This is a genomic window from Nostocoides japonicum T1-X7 (assembly GCF_001046855.1).
GTDB classification, from domain to species: Bacteria; Actinomycetota; Actinomycetes; order Actinomycetales; family Dermatophilaceae; genus Nostocoides; species Nostocoides japonicum.
In genome coordinates this window covers 1273669-1294467 of record NZ_HF570958.1, presented here as the reverse complement: position 1 = coordinate 1294467, position 20799 = coordinate 1273669, and the positions used below count along the sequence as shown (strand labels likewise).

Genomic DNA, 20799 nt, shown 5'->3' with positions numbered 1-20799 from the left:
CCGCGAGCCCCTCGCGGTCCTCGACGTCGACCGGCTGACGACCGACGCGGATGCGGCGTTCACGCCGTTCGCCAGCAAGCCGGCCGACGTGTGGCAGCTCGACCCCGAGGACGGGCGACGGCTGCTCGTCGCGATGTGCGCCCCCGGTGTCGCGCCCGGCTCGGGGCCCGCGGCCGTCACCGTCCTCGACAGGTTCACCGAGGTGGTCCCCGAGACCGAGCAGCGCACGGGTGCGGCGTTCGGCTTCGACGCGCCCGGATCCCGGCCGCCGCAGGCCATCCTGCTCGCGGTGCCGCCCGACCTCGACGAGGGACTGACGGACGAGACGCTCCTCGACGTCGTCGCCGAGACCCGGGACCTGGCCCAGGCCAGGATGGCGCGGCCGCGCGACCTGCCCGAGCAGTTCGCGGCGTGGCTGCCCACCGCCCTCCTGCCCGTGACCGGGTCGGCGGGCATCTTCCTCGGCCCGACACGGGCGGACGGGAGGATCGGATGATCGTCGACATCGTCGACCGGCTCGAGGCGGACCCTCGGCTCAGCGACCTGGCACGGGGCTTCCGGGCCGAGACCGCCGACCCGGTGTGGTTCCTCGGGCGCCAGTGGCAGCTGGGCGAGCTGCAGGGGGAGGACGCCTCGTCGCCGACCGGCGTCCGCTACCGGGCCCGGCAGACGCCCATCGAGCCGATCCACGGACAGCCCGACCTGGATCCCCGGAGCGTCCCGGCCGAGGCGGTCGTCGAGTCCGAGCCGGGGGACTCCTGGACTCCAGGCCGGCGGGTCCGGGTGGGTCGGGCCGTCGCCCGGGCGGCGCAGGCCGCCGGGTTCCCCGTGCCCGACGATCCCGCCCTGCGCCTCGCGGGGCTGCCCGTCCCCTACGACGTCCTCGACGGCACCGGTCCCGACGGCCGGCTGCTCTGGCAGCAGCGCGCGGCGCTCCACCTCCAGGTCGAGTGGTTCGGCCCGGCCCCACCACCGGCGGAGCCGGCGGACCTGTGGGACCCTGCCGAGTTCGCATACACCACCGAGTTCTCCGCCGCGGACACGACGATGACCCTGAGCCGGCACGACGGGGGCGACCTCGACTGGCACTCGGTCGACGCGACCGGGCCCCTGGGCGACGCCACGACACCCGTCGACCCGGTGAGCGTCTACCCGGCACGCCTGGAGTACCCCGGGGCGCCGAACCCGCGATGGTGGCAGATCGAGGACGCGCAGGTCGACCTCGGCGGGTACCCTCCGGACCGGTCGCACTTCGCCACCCTGCTGCTCATCGACCTCGTCACGAGCCACTCCGACGACTGGTTCACCTTCCCCGTCGAGGCCGCACCGGGGTCGGTCGTGACGCTCGACGAGGTGGTCGTCACCGACTCCTTCGGCGACGAGTGGGTCGTGGAGCCGCCGACCGACTGGAGCCTCTTCGCCACCGCCGGGCTGGACCACCGCTCGCTCGTGCTGTGGGCCACGGCCGCGACACCGCTCGCCGGACCCGTCCTCGACGAGGTGACCATCGGGATCGACGAGGACGCCAACCTCGTCTGGGCCGTCGAGCGTCGCCTCGGCGGGCGGTCCGTCGCCACCGATCCCGACCCCGACCCCGAGCCGCCCGCCCGCCTCGACGCGAGCGGCCGCGCCGGCTCCGCGTACCGCGCCTCGACGCGCGTGCCGCGCTACTGGCATCCGTATGTCGTGCAGGAGATCGCCGGTCGGCGCCGGTTCGTGCAGGGCCGGGCCGCCGACCTCTCCGGGCCGACCGCGGTGCTGCTGCCGCCACCGGTCAGCGACCTCCTCCACGACCCGGCGTCCGGGGGCGTGCACCCCGTGCACCAGATCGAGCCGGCTGCCATCCCCCAGGACGGCCTGCGGCTGGAGCGGCGCGCGATGCTCGCGCGCGGCACCGACGGGCAGCCGGTGCTGTGGACCCAGCGACGACGTCAGCCCCTCCTCACCCCACCCGGGCTGCGGCTGCGCTTCGACACCCTCGAGCAGGTGCCACCGACCTGAGCGAACGGCGACCACGGAGGGAGACAGGACATGACACCTCACCGGATCTTCGCGACGAGCTTCGCGAGCGTCTATCCGCTCTACGTGAGGAAGGCGGAGCGGAAGGGACGCGGCAAGGACGAGGTGGACCAGGTCATCTGCTGGCTCACCGGCTACGACGCCGTCGGCCTCGAGAAGGCGATCGCCGACGAGGTCGACCTGGAGACCTTCTTCGCGGAGGCTCCGCGGTACCACCCGAACGCCTCCCTGATCACGGGGGTCATCTGCGGTCACCGCGTCGAGGAGATCGAGGACCCGCTCATGCGCAGGATCCGCGCCATGGACAAGCTCGTCGACGAGGTGGCCAAGGGCAGGCGGATGACCTCGATCCTGCGGGGCGACGACTCCGGCGCCCGGCGCTCGGCCCCGACGCGACCGGCCTAGCGTCGAGCGGTGGCGGCCTCGGCGCTGTGTCGGCCCGGGGCGGTGACCTCGCGGACGAGACGCGCGACGACGTGGCGCATCACGGCGTCCGTCTCCGGCGTCTCGACCTGCTCCGCCGGCAGCCACTCCCGCAGGCCGGCGCGCAGGTAGTCGCGCCAGGCCTCGATGATGGCGCGGGCACCGTCCTCGCCGACGGGGCCGAGGACGAGGGTGTCGCCGTCGCGGCGGACGATGCCGTCGCGCGCGAGATCGTCGAAGTAGCTGGTCAGCACGCCCTCCGGCAGCCCGACCCACGCCTCGATGTCACCCTGGCGCACCGTGTGGCCGAGCAGCCACCCGCGGACGATGAGCTGCCGCAGTCCCCACAGCTGGGCGCGGGACAGGGCGACCCCGGCGGTCTCGAGGATCCGCTCGGCGACGTCCCGTCCGCCCCGGCGCAGCACCGACGCGACGAGGTCCTCGAGCTGGTCCTCCTCTCCCGAGGGCTGGGGCATGGCGAACCCGCCCTGTGCGCCACCCGAGGACGAGGCCCGGACGTCGCGCATCGCCACCTGGGGCATGACGAGCGCGATGAGGAGCGCGAGGACGGCGACGGGCACGGCATACAGGAAGACCCGCTGGAGGGACTCGGCATACGCTTCGATGATCGGGGCCTGCTGGCTGGCCGGAAGCCGGTGCAGGGCAAGGGGTTCCGACGCCGCGGACGGGTCGGTGAGGCCGGCGGAGCGGATGGCGGCGGGCAGCCGGGAGGCGAGCTGGTTGGCGTAGACGGTGCCGAAGACCGACGCGCCGAAGGAGCTGCCGAGGGTCCGGAAGAACGAGACGCCGGAGGTGGCCGACCCGAGATCCTCGAACCGGACGGTGTTCTGGACGACGAGGGTGAGCACCTGCATCATGAGCCCGATGCCCGCGCCGAGGACGAGCATGAACAGCGCCTCGCGCCAGTACGGCGTGTCCGCCCCCATCCGGGAGAAGAGGTAGAGGCCGAGGCCGGTGACGATCGACCCGGCGATGGGGAAGATGCGATAGCGCCCGGTCCGGCCGACGACCGACCCGGCGAACACCGACGTGACGAGCAGCCCGATGACCATGGGCAGCATCCGCAGCCCGGACTCGGTGGCCGAGGTTCCCGAGACGAACTGGAGGAATGCCGGCAGGAAGGTGATCGACCCCATCATCGCGAAGCCGACGATGAAGGAGAGGATCGAGGCGATGGCGAAGACGCGGCTGCGGAACAGGTGGAGCGGCAGGATCGGCGCCTCGGCGCGCGACTCGACGATGACGAAGACGCCGAGGGCGACGGCGGAGGCGACGAAGAGCCCGATGATGGTCGCCGAACCCCACGGGTACTGGCTGCCGCCCCACGTCGTGGCGAGGGTCAGCCCAGTCGCGCCGAGCCCGACGAAGAGGATCCCGAGATAGTCGACGGGAACGCGCACCCGGACCGTCAGGCGGGGGATCGTGCTCGCCGCCATGACGATGACGACCAGGGCGACGGGAACGTTGACGTAGAACGCCCAGCGCCACGACAGGTGGTCGGTGAAGAGCCCGCCGAGCAGCGGCCCGATGACGGTCGTCACGCCGAAGACGGCCCCGAGGGCGCCCTGGTACTTGCCGCGCTCGCGGAGCGGGATGACCTCGCCGATGAGCGCCGTCGCCGTGACGACGAGCCCGCCGCCGCCGATGCCCTGGAAGGCACGGCTCGCGATGAGCCACGTCATGCCGCCCGAGAGCCCGCAGAGGAAGGAGCCGACGATGAAGACGGCGACGCTCACCTGGAAGACGATCTTCCGGCCGAACATGTCGCCGAACTTGCCGGCGAGGACCGTCGAGACGGTCTCCGCGAGGAGGTATGCCGTGACGACCCAGCTCATGTGCCCCGCGCCGCCGAGGTCCCCGACGATCGTCGGGAGGGCCGTCGAGACGATCGTCTGGTCCAGCGCGGACAGGAGCATCCCGAGCAGGACGGTGACGAAGACGAGGTTCTTGCGCGCCGATCCGAGATCGTCGCCCGGCAGGTCGTCGGGAGCGGGCCGTTCGGCGACGGCGCTGGAGGCGGTCATGGGACCACAGTGGTGACACACGCCGCTGGCGTCAACCGGTGACCACGATGAGCGCAGGGCCGGGCCGGCGCGCGGCTCTGTCCCCTCGTCGCCGGGCGTCTCCGCCAAGTCTGCGACCGACTCAGCTCTGATTCCGGGCTTCCCTCGAGAGTGATCACCGTATAGTATGCAGCCTATAGGCTATGGAAGGTGGATCAATGGTGACCCTAGCGTTCGAGCGACAGACCGTTCGAAAGGTGACCCGACGGATCATTCCGTTCGTGTTCGTCCTGTACATCGTCAACTACATCGACCGGGCGAACATCGGCTACGCCGCCCTGGAGATGAACAAGGCCCTAGGCCTGACCAGCCAACTGTTCGGGCTCGCCGCGGGCCTGTTCTTCATCGGCTACTTCTTGTGCGAGGTGCCTAGCAACATCGCGCTGACACGTTTCGGTGCGCGCGTATGGATCGCGCGGATCCTGCTCACCTGGGGCCTGCTGTCGGTCCTGATGGGTTTCGTCCAGAACGCATGGCAGCTGCTGACGATCCGGTTCCTGCTGGGTGTGGCCGAGGCCGGCTTCTTCCCGGGGATCATCCTGTATCTGGGTCGTTGGTTCCGGACCAAGGAACTGGCTACCACGATCGCGCTGTTCACGGCCTCGATCCCGGTTTCGTACATCATCGCCGCACCGCTGAGCACCGCGATCATCGACCACGTCCACCTGTTCGGCATCGACGGATGGCGCTGGATGTTCGTCTTCGAGGGCCTGCCGGCCGTTCTGCTCGGCGTCGCCTGCTATTTCCTCCTGACTGAGCGACCCAGCGACGCCTCCTGGCTGAGCGATGCGGAGCGGACGTGGCTGGAGGGTGAGCTGCATCGCGAGGCTCAGGCCCGGCCGCATGTGGTGCACCTGAGCGTGTGGAGGACGCTACGAAACACCAAGGTCCTCTACCTCGGCGCCATCTACTTCGTCTACCAGGTAGGCAGCCTCGGCGTCGGGTACTGGCTCCCCCAGATCCTCAAGGGCATGTCGGACAACCTGTCCAACACCCAGATCGGGCTCATCGGCACGATTCCGTACATCGTTGCCACGATCGCCATGGTGGCCTGGTCACGCCACTCGGACAAGGCTGTCGAGCGCAAGTTCCACTCCTGGTTCCCTCTGGCCGTCGGCGCAGTCGGGATGACCCTCAGCGCGCTGACGCACAGTCCGGGCCCGGCGGTGGTCGCCGTCAGTGTCGCCCTGGCTGGCCTGTACAGCTTCAAGGCGCCCTTCTGGTCGGTTCCCGGACTCTTTCTTAGCACCGGCACCGCAGCGACGGCCGTGGCGGCGATCAACTCCATCGGCAACCTCGGCGGCTTCGTCGGACCATACGGGCTGGGTCTGGTCAAGGACCGCACCGGCAGCGCCTCCATGGCCCTGTTCATCCTCGCCGGCCTGCTGGTCATCGCCGCAGTGATGATGGCAGCATTGCGGCTGCGCGAGCCCACCATACCCGCGACCGACGCCCCCGCCGACGCGCCAGCGGCGCCGCTGCGGACGCTGGACCAGGCCGGCGACGACAGCGCGACCGCCGGCACGGCGTGAGAGGGGAGATTGTCGATGCCATCCGCGATGGAGCGGGTCCTGGTGGTTGGGTGTCGCACCACGGTGGAGCGAGACGCCCACGGTTCGGGGTTGGCGACCTTCGTCCTCGACGGGGGAGGCCGCGTCCGTCGGGTCGGTCACGTCACGACGGTGAATCCGTCCTTCGTGGTGGCGGACCCTCGCTATCGCATTGTGCACGCCGTGCACGGCGACGGCCATGAGGTGAGTTCGTACCGCATAGGACCCGGCGGCGAGGTCACCGAGGGTGTCACCCGGTCCTGCGAGGGGCGCAACCCGGCCCATTTGGCGTGGGGTCCCGGCCGGGCCGGGGTCCTGGTGGCCAACCACTCCAGCGGCTCGGTGGCCAGTCTGCCGGTGGGGCCGGACGGGCTCCTGGCCGATCCGACGAGCGTCCTGGACGGGCTGGATGGGCCGCATCAGGTCCTCGTCGATGCCGTCAGCGAGCTGGCGCTGGTGCCTGACAAGCGCGCCGACGCGATCCATGTCGTCGCCCTCGCCGGTGATGGAGCGCTGCGACTGCTCGACTCGTGCCCCACCCCGGCGGGCGCCGGGCCCCGGCATGCACTACTGGACGGCACCCGCGGCCTGCTGCACGTGCTCGACGAACTGAGCTCGACGATCTCCACCTACTGGTGGGATCCGGGGGCCCGAGCGCGGCTGGGACTGCTGTCCCGGGTGCCCACGCTGCCGCCGGACGCGGACGTCGGGCAGTGGCGTGCCGCGGAGCTGGCGTGGTCCCCGGGCCGAGGGCGGCTGCTGGCGAGCAACCGCAGCGGAGCCGGAGACGACACGCCAGGCGGCCCCGACGCCGACACCATCGTCGAGCTGTCCATAGACGCCGCCACGGGTCTGCCCGGCTCACCGACGTGGCACTCGACCCATGGCATACGGCCCCGGCACTTCCTGGTCGAGGGAACCGAGCGCTCCACCGTCGTGTGGGTCGCCAATGAACGATCCGACACCGTCGTGCGGCTGCACACGGCATCCGGTGGACGGCTGGTCCCCGACACGACCGTCACCACCGGCTCGCCCACCTGCCTGGCCTGGATGGAGGCCTGACCATGGACCAGACGTCGTCGATAGCGGGGGTCCTACGCCGAGGCGCTGGCAGGGTCCGGCCCGTCAGCGAGCGCGGCGATGGCGCGCCGGCCCAGGCTGCCGACGATGTGCTCACGCATCACCTGCTCGGCCAGGTCCGCATCGCCGGCGATGATGGCCTCGGCCAGCGCCTTGTGCTCCCGGCGGACTCGCGCCACATCCGCGCGGGAGTCGTGGTGAGCCCGCAGACCCACGTGACGGTACCTGTCCGCCTTGTCCCACAGGCCCTCCAGCACGCCGACGAGGAGCGGATTGTGCGAGGCGCGATACACCGCCCGGTGGAAGTCGCGGTGTGCGGACAGCGACGCCAGATCCGGGGTTCCCGACAGGGGGGCCAACCGGGACAGGGTCTCCCGAACGGCTCGCACGTCCGCCTCGGTACGGCGGGTCGCGGCAAGGGAGGCCGCCAACGGGTCGAGGTTCTGTCGCACCTCGTACAGATGGGTCGCTTCCTGCGCAGTGAGCTCGGTGACCCGGGCGTCCCGATGGGTCTCCAACACGACCAGCCCTTCGGCTGCCAGCCGCTTCAACGCCTCACGCACCGGCGTCGTGGACACTCCCAGCTCCACCGCGATGTGTTCCTGGCTGATCGTCGACCCGCCCGGCAGCGCGTCGGTGAGGATCCTCTTCCGGATCTCCTCGTAGGCATACTCGCTCTTGCTGAACACCGGAGCAGCCGCCATGGCCCCACCTTTCCACCACTTCGGAACCGAACCACCCATCATCCTACAACGTGTAGGCTATAGGACTGCGGAGGAATAGTGCTCGACTCGTTCCACAGCAAGCGCATGCTCGACACCCCTGAGGGCACGGTGGCCATCCACGGGGTCGGCGCTGTGCCCGGGGCGGCAGATCTGCCCTTCAGCCACAAGGTCATGCTGGAGAACCTGCTGCACAACGAGGACGGCGACGTGGTCACCGTCGGCGACATCGAGGCGCTGCTGGACCCGGCCCGCCGCCCCCACGCCATCGCGTTCCACCCGACCCGCGCCTTCCTGCACGACACGAACGGGGTACCCGTCCTGACCGACCTGGCAGCGATGCGTGACGCCGCCGCCGAGCGAGGGCTGGACCCGACCCTGCTCAACCCCGTCATCCCGGCCCAGTTGACGGTCGACCACTCGGTCTCCACCGACTCCTTCGCCCGCCCCGACGCACCTGCCCTCAACGTGAAGCGGGAGTACGAGCGCAATGCCGAGCGCTACCGATTCCTGAAGTGGGGGCAGCAGGCATTCAGTGGTCTGCACGTCATCCCGCCCGGTGCCGGCATCATGCACCAGATCAACGTGGAGTACCTCGCTGATGTCGTCACGGTCCGCAACGGGCACGCCTTCCCCGACACTGTCGCCGGGACCGACTCCCACACCACGATGGTCAACGGCCTGTCGGTCCTGGCCTGGGGAGTGGGCGGTATCGAGGCCGAGGCAGCGATGCTCGGCCAGCCCATATCCATGCTCATCCCCGCGGTCGTCGGCGTCGAGCTCGTCGGCCGGCTCCGGCCGGGGGTGACGGCCACCGACCTGGTCCTCACCATCACCGAGCAGATGCGACATCTGGGCGTGGTCGGCCAGATCGTGGAGTTCTTCGGTCCCGGAGTCGCCGCGACCAGCATCGCGACCCGCTGCACGATCGCCAACATGAGTCCCGAGTTCGGGTCGACCGCCGCGATGTTCCCCATCGACACGCTCACGCTGGACTACCTGCGCCTGACCGGCCGCCCGGAACACCACGTCCAGGTGGTCGAGGCGTATGCCCGCGAACAGGGACTCTGGCACGACCCGGACCAGCGGCCCCGGTTCGATCGAACCGTCACCGTCGACCTGGACACCATCGGTCCCAGCCTGGCCGGCCCACGCCGCCCACAGGACCGTGTCGAGCTGGCAGAAGCACCCACGTCACTGCGCACCGCCCTGTCCGAGCTGGATGCGGCCACGCCTTCCCCCACACCCCTGCAGGACGCGGATGCTGCCAGCCGGGCGGCTGTAGGACCCCGGCATGGCGCCGTCGCCATCGCCGCCATCACCTCGTGCACCAACACCTCCAACCCCGCGGTGATGATCGCCGCCGGCCTCGTCGCGAAGAAGGCCGTCGAGCGGGGACTGAACCGCATGCCCTGGGTGAAGACCAGCCTGGCCCCGGGCTCACGCGTGGTGACCGACTACCTCGAACGCGCCGGCCTGCTGTCCTACCTGGACAAGCTGGGGTTCGGGCTCGTCGGCTACGGCTGCATGACCTGCATCGGGAACTCCGGCTCGCTGCTCCCTCAGGTCACCCGCCAGGTCGCCGACAACGGGCTCGTCGTCGCGGCCGTGCTCTCGGGAAATCGCAACTTCGACGGCCGCATCAACAACGAGGTCGCACTCAACTACCTCGCCTCGCCGCCCCTGGTCGTCGCCTATGCCCTGACCGGAACCCTCGAACTCGACCTGACCACCCAACCACTGGGAACCGATCCCGACGGCACCCCCGTCTTCCTGGCGGACCTGTGGCCCGACGAGGCCGAGATCGACCGTGTCATCGCCGGCGCCGTGGAGCCCGCGATGTACACGCAGGTGTACTCCACGATCTTCGACGGCGACGACAACTGGCAGGACCTCGCCGCGCCCGGCGGACCCCGGTTCACCTGGGACACCGAGTCCACCTACCTGCAACGACCGCCCTTCCTGGATCTCCCCGACACCGTCCGGCCCGCCGGAGAAGCCGGTCCCGGCGCCGTCCTGGGGGACATCACCGGCGGCCGCGTCCTGGCCTACCTCGGGGACTCGGTCACCACCGATCACATCTGCCCGGCCGGGCGTATCCCCAGCGACAGCGCCGCCGGCCGCTACCTCCTCGGAAAGGGCGTCTCCCGGCGTGACCTCAACAGCTACGCGTCACGCCGCGGGAACTGGCAGGTGATGAGGCTCGGGGGATTCGCCAACCTCCGCCTCTCCAACAAGCTTGCCGACCGCCCGGGCGGATACACCCTCGACCTCAACCAGGCCGATCCGTCCATCGATGAGATCCACGCGGTCGCCGACCGCTACCGGGACACCGCGACACCGCTCGTCGTGCTGGGCGGCAAGGAATACGGCACCGGGTCCTCACGCGACTGGGCCGCCAAGGTCACCGCGCTGCTGGGCGTTCGCGCCGTCATCGCCGAGTCCTTCGAGCGCATCCACCGCTCCAACCTCGTCGGGATGGGCGTCCTGCCCCTGCAGTTCACGCCAGGGCAGAGTGCCACCAGCCTCGGTCTGGACGGCACCGAGGAGATCGACATCACCGGCCTGCGCGGCCGCGACACCACCCCACGCACCGTCCAGGTGACCGCACGGCATACAGACGGGCACACCACCACCTTCACCGCCCTCGTCCGGCTCGACACCGGCCGCGAGCTTGCCTACTACCGCTGCGGCGGCCTCCTTCCCTACATCCTTCACGACATCCTGCCCGACCCCGAAGCCGAATCAGACAGTGCCGTCACAGCCACCAACGAACTCCACTGAACGGAGCACCTCAATGAGTACTGACCTCTTCATCGGCACCTCCGACCTGTACGACCAGCACGGCGAGACGCTCGAAAGCTGCGACCTGCCCCTACGCCAGTACGGCGGCCACACCCAGTTCCGCGGTCCCATCACCACGTTCCGCGCCCACGAAGACAACCTGGGACTGAAGGACATCGTCGCCCAACAGGGGCACGGCGGGGTCATCGTCGTCGACACCAACGGCTCCACCCGTGTCGCGATGCTCGGCGACCGCATGGCCGCCACCGCCCAAGCCAACGGCTGGGCCGGAATCATCATCAACGGCGCGGTCCGCGATGTCGCCGCCCTGCGCGAACTTCCCATCGGCATCAAGGCACTCGGCTCCAACCCACGACGCAGCCGGAAGGACGGCCTTGGAGAACGCGATGTCATCCTCACCTTCGGCGGCGCCACCTTCACACCCGGCGCGGTGCTGGTCAGCGACGAGGACGGCGTCGTCGTGCTCTCGGCCTGAACCGGCCCACTCCTGTCTCGGACGATGGGTTGCCACGACAGGAGGGAGTCAAGAGCCGGCAGAGCCGGCGCCTCACTTGCCCATGCCCTCGGTGAGGCCCCGGAGGAACTGACGCTGGCCGATGAGGAAGAGGACGACCATCGGCAGGGCGGCCATCGTGAGCCCGGCGAACTGGACGGGCCAGTCGGTGAGCAGCCGGCTCTGCATGTCCATGAGCCCGACCGGCAGCGTCTTCAGGTTGGGGTTGTTGAGGAAGACGAGGGCGAAGGCGAACTCGTTCCAGGCGAACAGGGCGTGCAGCAGGGCGCTCGAGACGAGGATCGGGCGGCACATGGGCAGGATGACCTGCCAGAAGGCCTGGCTCTTCGAGCAGCCGTCGAGGATCGCCGCCTCGTCGACCTCCCGGGGCAGGTCGATCATGTAGGCCCGGATGAGGAACGTCGTGAACGGGATCCGGAATGCCGTGTAGAGGACGATGAGCGCCCAGTAGGTGTCGTAGATGTGCAGGCTCTGCAGGAGACCGAACAGCGGGATCAGGGCCACGGTCGGCGCGATCATCAGTCCGCCGAGGACGACGCCGAGGGCGAAGCCGCCGAACCTGATCTTCAGGCGTGTGAGGGAGAAGGCGGCCCACGCGCTGATGAGGACCGTCGTCACGATGGAGGCGGCCGTCACGATGATGCTGTTGACGAAGTAGCGGACGACGCCGGCGCTGCTCGCCTTGGCGAAGTTCTCCCAGCGCAGCTGGCCGGGCAGGCCCCACGGATGGTCGAAGACCTCGCGGTTGTCCTTGAAGCTGCTGAGGACCATCCACAGGAGCGGGTAGAGGACCGCGATGGCGAGGACGGCGAGGAGCAGCGCGACGGCGAGGCCACGCAGTCGCCGCCCGACGACACGGACGGTCGAGGTCGGCGGCGGGGCGGACCGGACGGGGCTCTGCACGGTGGGCGTGGACGTGGACGTGGTCACAGCTCGACCCTCCGCTTCCTGGTGACGACGAGCTGGACGACGGCGATGACGAAGGTGATGACGAAGATCACCGTCGCGATCGCGGACGCATACCCCATGTTGTCCTGGAGGAATGCGTTCTGGTACAGCCAGGTTCCGAGGACCTGGCTGGAGTTCGAGGGGCCGCCGCTGGTCATGACCTGGACCTCGTTGAAGACGAGGAACGCACCGGAGATCGTGAGGATGACCATGAGGGTCGTCATCTCCCGCACCATCGGCACGGTGATGGAGAAGAACTGCCGGATGGGGCCGGCACCGTCGACCTTCGCCGCCTCGTAGTACTCACGCGGGATCCGCTGGATGGCGACGACGAAGAGGACCGCGGTGTAGCCGATGGACTGCCACTGGCTCATCGCGATGATGCTGCCCATGGCGGTCGACGGCTCACCGAGCCAGGAGTGGGTCCACGAGTCGAGGCCCACGGCCTCCAGGGCCCGGTTGACGAGGCCGATCTGGGGGTTGTAGAGGAAGGAGAAGAGGATCCCGGCGACCGTGATGGAGATGACGGCCGGGATGAAGTAGATCGTGCGGAGGATGCCCCGCAGTCTGGAGTGGACGAACTCCTCGAGGATCGCGGCGAGCGCGAGCGAGAACCCGACCTGGCAGATGAGCGACACGATGGCGAACGTCGTGTTGTTGCGGAGGGCCCGCCAGAAGACGGGGTCCTGGGCCGCGGTCCGGTAGTTGTCGATCCCGACGAAATGCGCTGGGGAGAACGCGTTCCAGGAGTACAGGCTGAGCCGGAAGTTGTCGAGGATGGGGTAGTAGACGAACACGGCCAGGAGCACGAGAGCCGGGGCGATCCACAGCCAGCCACCCCAGGCGCGGGACTTCGTTGTCACGATGGCTTCCTTCGGTAGGGGTGACCCCCGCGGACGGCATCCGCGGGGGTCACCGGGTGGTCACCCAGCGGAGTTGCGGATCTTCTTCGCGGTGGCCTGGACGGCCTTCATGACCTGCTCGGGCGTCTGCGAGCCGTCGACGAGGCCCTCCGCGCCGGACAGGTAGGCGTTCGCGACGTCGGCGTTGGTCACCGTGTCGAGCCACACGGCGAACTGGCTGGCACCGTTGATCTTGTCGAGCGCCTGCCGCAGCTGCGGGAAGGTGTTGGACTCCGTCGCGGACCCCTGGACGGGGCTCAGCCAGCCGATCTGCTTGACGAGCTGCTGCGCGTTCTGCTGGTTCGTCATGAACTTGAGGAAGTCCACGGCGAGGGCGGCGTTCTTGCTCTGCGGGTTCACGAGGAACCCGTCGGGCGCACCGGTGAGCGCCTTGGCGTCCCCGGCGGCACCGGAGGGTGCGGGCAGCTGGAAGAACGACCAGCTGTTCGCCGTCGAGGCGGGCGCGCCGCCCTGTTTGGTGAGCACGCTGAACTCCACCGACTCCAGGTAGTGCATGGCCGACTTGCCGTTGATGAACGTCGCCTGCGCGGACTCGTGGGAGAGGCCGTTGGCGCCCTTCGTCGTGCAGGTGTGCGCGAGCTGCTGGAACTGGGTGAGCGCCTTGACATAGCCGGGATCGGTGAACTCGCCCGTCGCCGGCGTGTAGTCCTTGGACAGCGTGTCCGGCGCGACGTTGTAGGCGTTGAGCTGGGTGATGTAGTGGATCGCCGGCCAGCCGTACTGGTTGCCGAAGGCGATGGGCGTGTAGTCCGCGTTCTTGAGCTTCGCGCAGTCCGACAGCAGGTCCTCGAAGGACGCCGGTGCACCGCTCAGGCCCGCCTTGGCGAAGGCCGCCGTGTTGTAGGCCATGAACTTGGCGTCGAGGTCGATCGGCACGCCGTAGTACTTGCCGTCGTACTGGAAGGTCTTGAGGGCGGCGGGCGACATCGTCTTGCCCCACTCGGTGTCGGGCCCGATGACCGACGTGAGATCGGCGGCGAGCCCGGCACGCACGAACTTGTTCGTGAAGTCGCCGGCCCAGGAGAAGTAGATGTCCGGCAGCTGCTTGGAGGACGCGAGGACCCGGATCTTGTCCTTGTAGGGCTGGTCGCCGACCTGCTGCAGGTCGACCTTCACCCCGGGGTTCGCCTTCTCGTATGCCTTGGCCACGTTGACGAAGTACGGCGCGTACCGCGGGTCGGCGAACTTGGTGATGATGCTGATCGTGCCCGTCTTCGTCGTCGGGCTGGCGAGGTTCGCGGACGCGCTCGACGATGCGGAGCTGGCACCCGGCGCGCCGCAGGCACCGATGGCGAGGAGGCCGACGGCCGCGCAGGCCAAGGCGATAATGGGTGTTCTCTTCATCGTGGTTCCCGTCCTTCTGAGGCGGTGGTGGGGGAGGAGGACACGGCGGGGGGCACGTCCCCGCCGTCGATCGGCGCCTCGTGGCCGAAGGCACCGAAGGTCGCGCAGGTGGCCGAGGCGTACTCGGTGGCCGCCCGGAGCGTCACCTCGTGTGCCTCGCCCGTGGACAGCCCGACGAGCAGTCGGGCGATGAGCGCGTCGCCGGCACCGAGGGTGTCGACGATGGGCCCGGTTCCCGCCGGGGCGAGATGGATCTCCCCGTCGTGGAGCAGTGCCCCCGTGGCACCGAGGGTGACGACGACGATCCGGGGCCCGAGGGCGCGAACCCGCTCGGCGGTCTCGGCGGCGACGTCGGGCCGGCCGTGGGGGAGGGAGAGGATCGCGAGGTCGACGTGCGGCGCGAGGTCCTCGACGTAGTCCCAGGGACGCTCGGAGAAGTCGTAGGACAACAGCCGCGCCGCCCGTTGGAGGTCCGGCAGGTGTCGCTCGAGATCGGAGCACTCCCCGGTGTGGACGATGTCGTGGGTCGTGAGCAGGGCGAGCTCCTCCGGGGAGGGGTCGAAGACCGAGACTCCGTGCGTTCCTCGCCCGAAGACCCGGTTGCCGTCCACCACGCGGACCTCGGCCGCGGCGTTGGGACCCTCGACGACCCGGACCGCCGTGGTGTCGACGCTCTCGGAGCGCAGGGCGTCGAGGACGACCCTCCCGGCGTGATCGGTGCCGACCGCCCCGACATACGTGCTCGCCACGCCGAGCCGGCGGATGTGGACCGCGACGTTGACGGCGTTGCCCCCGGGGAACATGACGCCCCGTTCGACGTACCTGTCGACGACGTTGTCCCCGATCGTCGCCACCCGCGGGGCCGCCCCCACCATGTCAGTACTCCATCCTGCGGTAGTAGCGCCGCGTCGTGAGGGGGTGGTGGCGCAGGGCCTCGAGGTGGGCGCTCACCCGCTCCAGGAGCGCGGCGAGCACGATGGGGGAGACCTGCCCGCGAGCGGCGGCAGACACGCCCGGGAGCGCGGCGTCGGTCGAGTCGACGACGAGGATGCGGTCGGTGATCTGGCGGACGAACTTCTCGACCCTGTCGGTCAGCGCCCGGGTCGGGCCCTCGCCGGCGAGGATGACGACGCTGACCCCCGGCTCGACGAGCTCGAGCGTGCCGTGGAAGAAGTCCGAGGCGTGCACGGGCCGCGTGGGGATCCACTGCATCTCCTCGAGGATGCACATGCCGTAGTACCAGGCCTCCGCCCACGCCGGACCCGCGCCCGTGATGATGTGCGGCCCGCCGTCGGCGAGGAAGCGGGCCGCCTCGCCGGCCCGGTGCTCGTATGCCTGCTTGGCCGCGAGGAGTCCGTCGGGGAGCCGGGAGAGGTCGGCGAGGAGGGAGTCGTCGCTCTCCGTGGCGTCGCCCGTGTGACGGAGCACCGCGAGGGTGAACAGCAGCGACTGGAGGTAGAAGGACTCGCTCGAGGTGTCGTCGGCTGCCGGGTTGACGAGGACGACGTCCGCCATCGTGGCGAGCGGGCTCGAGCCGTCGCCGACGAGCGCGACGACCGTCGCACCGGCCGCCTGCACGAGCGGCGTCACCTCGAGGGACTCCGGTGTCGTGCCGGACAGCGACGGCAGGACGACGACGGTCCCGGCGCCGATGGACCGAGGCAGCTCCGCGACCATCTCGGCCGGCCGCAGCAGGGAGACGCGGAGTCGTCCACGGTCGCGGAGCAGGTCGGCCGCCGGCGTCATGAGGATGCCCGCACCGCCGGTCCCGCCGAAGACCACGTGGTCGAGCCCTGCCTCGACGAGGTCGGCGACGACCTCGTCGAGGCGGTGGCCGAGCCCCACCGCACCCGACTGGGTGCGGTGGTGGCGCTCGGCGTCGAGCTGAGGCATCAGTACTCGACCTTGAACATGTAGTGCCGCTGGTCGAGGCTGTGGCCCCGCTGCGACTCGTAGTGGTGTGCCAGACGCGACGCCAGCGACCCGACGACGATCGGGGAGAAGTCGGCGCGCACCTCGGCGGGGATCCCCGGCAGGGTGAGGGTGGTGGTGTCGACGGTCCGCGCGCGCTTGGCATACGTGTCGAGGAACGTCCTGGCCCGCTCGGCCATCGGCCGCGACGCGTCCTCGCCGGCCCACAGGATGACGGCGGTGGAGTCGTCGACCATCTCGAAGGCGCCCTGGAAGAACTCTCCGGAGTTGAACCCGGCTGCGTGCTTCCACTGCATCTCCTGCAGGTAGCACATGGCGAACCCGTAGGCCCACGCCTGGCTCGGGCCGGAACCGAGGACGTAGGTGATGTCGTCGTCCTTGAAGTCGGAGGCGATGGAGGCGAGGGTGGCGTCCGACTCCTCCACGGCGCTGACGAGAGCCTTCTCCAGGCTCGTGAACGCCTCGTCGACGGCAGGGACGTCGATGTCGGCGCCGGTCGCCTCGAGAAGTGCGTAGGCGACGATGAGCTCGAAGACGTCGCTCTTGCCGCGGAAGGAGATGTCCGCGGCCTCGGCCAACGGGCTGCCCTCCTTCGCCGCGGCGATGACCGTCGCGCCGGTCCGCTTCGCCGTCGTGGCCGCCGCGACGGTCTCCTTCGTCGTGCCCGTGTAGGACGCGAGGACGACGAGGGAGCCCTCGCCCATGAGGGCCGGCTGCGAGCAGTTCAGCTCGTCGCTCTGGAGCTGGAAGACCGGGACCTCGGCGAGCCGCTGGAGGAGGTAGTGGGCGGGGTAGCTGCAGATGAGCGATCCGCCCGCTCCGACGAAGTAGACGTTGCGCAGGCCGCGGTCGACGACGTCCTTGATCGCCGTGCGGACCTCGCCGCGCTCCGCGACGCTGTCGGCCACCTTCTCGACGATCTCGTCGATCGGCTTGAGGGGAAGGGTGTCGGTCATGTCCTCATCTCTCGGTGTTGTCGACTGAGGGGTCGATGATATTGATAACGTTGTCAGCTGATGGGAGAGAACGTTATCAACATGGAAGGGCTCGATGTCAAGACCCTTCCGTCAGGTTTCTCGCAGCGGGTCGGAGACAGGGTCTCAAGCGGGAGCCGGGCTCGACCGACGGACGAACGCGTCGGCGAGGCAGGGAGGTTGCGGGCCGCCGTACTAGGTTGCTGCCGGGGATCCAGGCCCCATGACGAGGAGAGGACCGGCCGATGACAGCCAGACGCGAGATCCCCACGATTCCCGACGTCGCTCGGGAGGCGGGGGTCTCGATGGCCACCGCGGCCCGAGCCCTCGGAGGGTACGGGTCGGTCAGCGCGGCCGCCAAGGAGCGGGTGGCGCAGGCTGCCAAGACCCTCGGCTACCGGCCGAACGTCGTCGCCCGGAGCATGATCACCGGCCGCACGAACGCTATCGGCGTCGTCCTCGCCGACATCGAGAACGCCTTCTTCTCCAGCGCCGTCCGCGGGATCGCCGACGCCGCGCGCGCCGCCGGGCAGCACGTCATCCTCGCGAACACCGACGAGGACATCGAGAAGGAGCATGCGGCGATCCGGGTCTTCGTCGAGCGTCGTGTGGACGGCCTCATCGTCTGTCCGACGGACGGGACGGACCGGACCTACCTGCGCGGGATCATCGAGCAGGGCACCCCGGTCGTGCTTCTCGACCGGAGGATCCGTGGTCTCCGTGCGGACAGCGTCGGCATCGACAACCACCGGGCCGCCTACGAGGCGACGAGATACCTCCTCGCGGCCGGCCACGAGCGCATCGGGGTCGTCACGGGGACCGCTTCCGACGTCGAGGCGGCGCTGCACCGGCCGGGTCTCGTCGGGGTGGAGAACCTCGTCGGGATGACCGGCGGGGAGCGGACGGCGGGCTACCGCGACGCACTCCTCCAGGCCGGCATCGAGCCCCGGGTCGACTACGTCGTGTCCGGTGGCGGCTACCGGCGCGAGGATGCCGTCGCGGCGACGAAGGAGCTGATGGCGCTGGAGGAGCCACCGACGGCCATCCTCCCGCTCGACAGCATCCTCTCGCTCGGCGTCCTCCAGGCCGTCCGGGAGCTCGGGCTGCGGTGCCCGCGCGACGTGTCGGTCGTCGGGTTCGACGACGCCGAGTGGACCGAGACGGTGACGCCGCCCCTCACCGTCGTCGCCCAGCCGGTCCAGGAGATCGGCGCCCGAGCCTTGCAGCGTCTGCTGAGCCGGATCGACGGGTCACGTCAGCGCCCGGTCCACGAGACGCTGGAGACGACGCTCGTCGAGCGGGAGTCGGTCGGGCCACCGCTGTCGGAGGGTTGAGGGGTCGTCGGGCGGGGGTGGGTCGGGCCATCGGCGTCGGAGGGTTGAGGGGTCGTCGAGTGGGGGTCGGTGGGGCCATCGGCGTCGGAGGGTTGAGGGTCCTCGGGCGGGTAGGGCAGTGGGGCCACCGCTGTCGGAGGCTTGAGGGTCCTCGGGCGGGGGTCGGTGGGGCCATCGGCGTCGGAGGGTTGAGGGTCGTCGGGCGGGGGTCGGTGGGGCCATCGGCGTCGGAGGGTTGAGGGGTCGTCGAGCGGGTAGGGCAGTGGCATGGTCCTCGTCATTCATCGAGCCCCTGCCGGTGCGAGGATCGCGTCGCGACCGGTCCGTGTCCCCAGGACTCCGGAACGAGACCAGGCGCGGGCGAGGACCGCCTTCCGGCCGGTTCGCGTCCCCGGGATTCCGAAGCGAGCCCGCGTGCGAGCGAGGAACGGCTCGCGATGACCGCCCGGGTCGTCGCCGTGACCGGCGCTTCGGGCGGCATCGGCCGCGCAGCCGCGGTGGAGTTCGGGAGGAAGGGGCACCGGGTGGCGCTCCTGGCCCGGGGCGCCGCCGGACTCGAGGCAGCCGTCGACGAGGTGCGCCGCGCCGGGGGCATGGCCATCGGCATACCGACGGACGTGACGGACCCGGCCCAGCTCGTCGTGGCTCTGACCCGCATCGAGGAGGAGCTGGGTCCGGTCGACGTGTGGGTGAACGACGCCTTCACCTCGGTCTTCGCGCCCTTCGACGAGCTCACTCCGGAGGAGTACGAACGGGTCACCACGGTCGCCTACCTCGGCTACGTGTATGCGACCATGGCGGTCCTCCCGCGGATGAAGGCCCGGGGTCGCGGGACGATCGTGCACGTGGGGTCGGCCCTGGCATACCGCGGAATCCCTTTGCAGACGGCATATTGCGGCGCCAAGCACGCCATCCAGGGCTTCCACGAGGCCCTGCGCTGCGAGCTGCTCCACGAAGGGAGTCCGGTGCGGGTGACGATGGTCCAGATGCCGGCCGTGAACACGCCGCAGTTCTCCTGGGTGCGGTCCGCCCTGCCGCACCAGGCACAGCCCGTTCCGCCGATCTACCAGCCGGAGGTCGCGGGGCGCGCCGTCGTCCACGCCGCCGAGCACCCGCGTCGACGGGAGTACTGGGTCGGTGGCAGCACCGTCGGCACGTTGCTGGCCAACGCCGTTGCTCCCGGTCTGCTGGACCGCTACCTCGCCCGCACCGCCTTCGACTCCCAACAGACGGCGCAGCCGCGCGATCCCGACCAGCCGGAGAACCTCTGGGCTCCGGCCGACGCCGACCGGGACTTCGGCATGCACGGCCGCTTCGACGACCGCTCCACCGGCCGATCGGTTCAGGCGTGGGCATCGCGGCACCACGGCGTGCTCGCCGGAGCACTTGCCACTGCCGCGGTGTGCGCCGGCGTGGGGCTCGGCCGCCGGCGCGCCTGAGCCTGGCGCGCGTCCGATTCGGTGCGGGCGATGGGGCAGCGGGCTCACTGCGGCGTCCCCAGATACCTCGACTCGTCGGGCACCCCTCGGGTTCGAGGCATCGAGAGCCCACCGCAACGTCACCCGATACCTCCACCCGCGGGTGCCCTCCCCGGGTCGAGGTATCCCGACCCCACCACAACGTCACCAGATACCTCCGACCCGCGGGCGCCCTCCCGGGTCGAGGTAATCCCCGCACCCTCGGCATAGTCCACGGCGTTGACATGGCAGCCGGCCCTCAGCGTCATCAGATACCTCTATCCGGCGATGTTTCCGGGGGTCGAGGTATCCAGACTCCAGTGCGGCGTCATCAGATACCTCTACCCGGCGATGTTCCCCGGGGGGTCGAGGTATCCGGACCCCAGTGCGGCGTCACCAGATACCTCTACCCGACGATGTTCCCCGGGGGTCGAGGTATCGAGACCCCAGTGCGGCGTCACCAGATACCTCCATCCGACGATGTTCCCTGGGGTCGAGGTATCCAGACTCCAGTGCGGCGTCACGAGATACCTCTATCCGGCGATGTTCCCTGGGGTCGAGGTATCCAGACTCCAGTGTGGCGTCATCAGATACCTCTATCCGGCGATGTTCCCCGGGGGGTCGAGGTATCCAGACTCCAGTGTGGCGTCACGAGATACCTCTATCCGGCGATGTTCCCTGGGGTCGAGG

17 protein-coding genes are annotated in these 20799 nt (G+C 69.8%); 9 read left to right on the top strand and 8 right to left on the bottom strand.

Annotation, left to right across the window (positions count from 1 at the left end; translation table 11 throughout):
• The 3 genes from BN12_RS05865 to BN12_RS05855 all read left to right on the top strand — a co-directional run.
• Window positions 1-496: hypothetical protein (locus tag BN12_RS05865; protein WP_048550843.1), on the top strand; the 496-nt coding region annotated here is incomplete at its 5' end.
• Window positions 493-2001 (top strand): hypothetical protein, encoded by a 1509-nt coding sequence (locus BN12_RS05860; RefSeq protein WP_048550840.1) that lies wholly within the window; start codon window positions 493-495, stop codon window positions 1999-2001. The genes BN12_RS05865 and BN12_RS05860, both read left to right, overlap by 4 nt.
• Window positions 2002-2031: 30 nt before the next feature.
• Window positions 2032-2424 (top strand): DUF2200 domain-containing protein, encoded by a 393-nt coding sequence (locus tag BN12_RS05855; protein ID WP_048550838.1) that lies wholly within the window; start codon window positions 2032-2034, stop codon window positions 2422-2424.
• Here BN12_RS05855 and BN12_RS05850 read toward each other — a convergent pair.
• Window positions 2421-4487 (bottom strand): MDR family MFS transporter, encoded by a 2067-nt coding sequence (locus BN12_RS05850; protein WP_048550837.1) that lies wholly within the window; start codon window positions 4485-4487, stop codon window positions 2421-2423. The genes BN12_RS05855 and BN12_RS05850 overlap by 4 nt on opposite strands.
• A 236-nt stretch (window positions 4488-4723) precedes the next feature.
• On the opposite strand from BN12_RS05850, the gene BN12_RS05845 reads away from it, so the two are divergent.
• Entirely contained in the window at window positions 4724-6058 is a 1335-nt protein-coding gene (locus BN12_RS05845) for an MFS transporter (RefSeq protein WP_200901160.1), read from the top strand.
• 15 nt (window positions 6059-6073) lie between these two features.
• The gene (locus BN12_RS05840) at window positions 6074-7138 is read left to right on the top strand and encodes a lactonase family protein (RefSeq protein ID WP_157635373.1); all 1065 of its coding nucleotides are present in this window, start codon (window positions 6074-6076) and stop codon (window positions 7136-7138) included.
• Between the two features lie 32 nt (window positions 7139-7170).
• On the opposite strand, the gene BN12_RS05835 is transcribed toward BN12_RS05840, so the two are convergent.
• Window positions 7171-7860 (bottom strand): GntR family transcriptional regulator, encoded by a 690-nt coding sequence (locus BN12_RS05835; RefSeq protein ID WP_048550834.1) that lies wholly within the window; start codon window positions 7858-7860, stop codon window positions 7171-7173.
• A 105-nt stretch (window positions 7861-7965) separates the two neighbouring features.
• On the opposite strand from BN12_RS05835, the gene acnA reads away from it, so the two are divergent.
• On the top strand, window positions 7966-10662 hold the full coding sequence (acnA, locus tag BN12_RS05830) for an aconitate hydratase AcnA (RefSeq protein WP_048556044.1): 2697 nt from the start codon (window positions 7966-7968) through the stop codon (window positions 10660-10662).
• 13 nt (window positions 10663-10675) lie between these two features.
• A complete protein-coding gene (gene rraA, locus BN12_RS05825) occupies window positions 10676-11158 on the top strand; it encodes a ribonuclease E activity regulator RraA (protein ID WP_048550830.1) in 483 nt (160 codons plus the stop codon).
• A gap of 72 nt (window positions 11159-11230) precedes the next feature.
• Here rraA and BN12_RS05820 read toward each other — a convergent pair whose 3' ends face one another.
• The 6 genes from BN12_RS05820 to BN12_RS05795 are packed head-to-tail and all read right to left on the bottom strand — an operon-like array spanning window position 11231 to window position 17300.
• On the bottom strand, window positions 11231-12127 hold the full coding sequence (locus BN12_RS05820) for a carbohydrate ABC transporter permease (protein WP_235432311.1): 897 nt from the start codon (window positions 12125-12127) through the stop codon (window positions 11231-11233).
• Window positions 12124-13008, bottom strand: a complete 885-nt coding sequence (locus BN12_RS05815; protein WP_048550828.1) for a carbohydrate ABC transporter permease — start codon at window positions 13006-13008, stop codon at window positions 12124-12126. The genes BN12_RS05820 and BN12_RS05815 overlap by 4 nt, the downstream gene beginning before the upstream one ends.
• A gap of 60 nt (window positions 13009-13068) precedes the next feature.
• Window positions 13069-14412: an ABC transporter substrate-binding protein gene (locus tag BN12_RS05810; RefSeq protein ID WP_083454447.1), complete on the bottom strand. Its 1344-nt coding sequence runs from the start codon at window positions 14410-14412 to the stop codon at window positions 13069-13071.
• Window positions 14409-15287, bottom strand: a complete 879-nt coding sequence (locus tag BN12_RS05805; RefSeq protein ID WP_048550826.1) for a PfkB family carbohydrate kinase — start codon at window positions 15285-15287, stop codon at window positions 14409-14411. Before BN12_RS05805 ends, BN12_RS05810 begins: the two co-directional genes overlap by 4 nt.
• Window position 15288: 1 nt before the next feature.
• On the bottom strand, window positions 15289-16305 hold the full coding sequence (locus tag BN12_RS05800) for an SIS domain-containing protein (RefSeq protein WP_048550825.1): 1017 nt from the start codon (window positions 16303-16305) through the stop codon (window positions 15289-15291).
• Window positions 16305-17300, bottom strand: coding sequence for an SIS domain-containing protein (locus BN12_RS05795; protein ID WP_048550824.1), 996 nt, complete (start codon window positions 17298-17300; stop codon window positions 16305-16307). The genes BN12_RS05800 and BN12_RS05795 overlap by 1 nt, the downstream gene beginning before the upstream one ends.
• Before the next feature lie 263 nt (window positions 17301-17563).
• Between BN12_RS05795 and BN12_RS05790 the strand changes: the two genes are divergently transcribed.
• Together BN12_RS05790 and BN12_RS05785 are read left to right on the top strand one after the other, a co-directional pair.
• Window positions 17564-18652 (top strand): LacI family DNA-binding transcriptional regulator, encoded by a 1089-nt coding sequence (locus BN12_RS05790; protein ID WP_048550823.1) that lies wholly within the window; start codon window positions 17564-17566, stop codon window positions 18650-18652.
• A gap of 437 nt (window positions 18653-19089) precedes the next feature.
• Window positions 19090-20091, top strand: a complete 1002-nt coding sequence (locus tag BN12_RS05785; protein WP_048550822.1) for an SDR family oxidoreductase — start codon at window positions 19090-19092, stop codon at window positions 20089-20091.
• Window positions 20092-20799: the final 708 nt, after the last annotated feature.

What these genes read in the sequence shown, in the direction of transcription:
- BN12_RS05790 (WP_048550823.1), top strand. Translation starts at nt 17,564, where the DNA reads ATGACAGCCAGACGCGAGATCCCCACGATTCCCGACGTCGCTCGGGAG.
- BN12_RS05800 (WP_048550825.1), bottom strand. Translation starts at nt 16,305, where the DNA reads ATGCCTCAGCTCGACGCCGAGCGCCACCACCGCACCCAGTCGGGTGCG.
- rraA (WP_048550830.1), top strand. Translation starts at nt 10,676, where the DNA reads ATGAGTACTGACCTCTTCATCGGCACCTCCGACCTGTACGACCAGCAC.
- BN12_RS05850 (WP_048550837.1), bottom strand. Translation starts at nt 4,487, where the DNA reads ATGACCGCCTCCAGCGCCGTCGCCGAACGGCCCGCTCCCGACGACCTG.
- acnA (WP_048556044.1), top strand. Translation starts at nt 7,966, where the DNA reads ATGCTCGACACCCCTGAGGGCACGGTGGCCATCCACGGGGTCGGCGCT.
- BN12_RS05795 (WP_048550824.1), bottom strand. Translation starts at nt 17,300, where the DNA reads ATGACCGACACCCTTCCCCTCAAGCCGATCGACGAGATCGTCGAGAAG.
- BN12_RS05810 (WP_083454447.1), bottom strand. Translation starts at nt 14,412, where the DNA reads ATGAAGAGAACACCCATTATCGCCTTGGCCTGCGCGGCCGTCGGCCTC.
- BN12_RS05840 (WP_157635373.1), top strand. Translation starts at nt 6,074, where the DNA reads ATGCCATCCGCGATGGAGCGGGTCCTGGTGGTTGGGTGTCGCACCACG.
- BN12_RS05785 (WP_048550822.1), top strand. Translation starts at nt 19,090, where the DNA reads ATGACCGCCCGGGTCGTCGCCGTGACCGGCGCTTCGGGCGGCATCGGC.
- BN12_RS05835 (WP_048550834.1), bottom strand. Translation starts at nt 7,860, where the DNA reads ATGGCGGCTGCTCCGGTGTTCAGCAAGAGCGAGTATGCCTACGAGGAG.
- BN12_RS05855 (WP_048550838.1), top strand. Translation starts at nt 2,032, where the DNA reads ATGACACCTCACCGGATCTTCGCGACGAGCTTCGCGAGCGTCTATCCG.
- BN12_RS05860 (WP_048550840.1), top strand. Translation starts at nt 493, where the DNA reads ATGATCGTCGACATCGTCGACCGGCTCGAGGCGGACCCTCGGCTCAGC.
- BN12_RS05805 (WP_048550826.1), bottom strand. Translation starts at nt 15,287, where the DNA reads ATGGTGGGGGCGGCCCCGCGGGTGGCGACGATCGGGGACAACGTCGTC.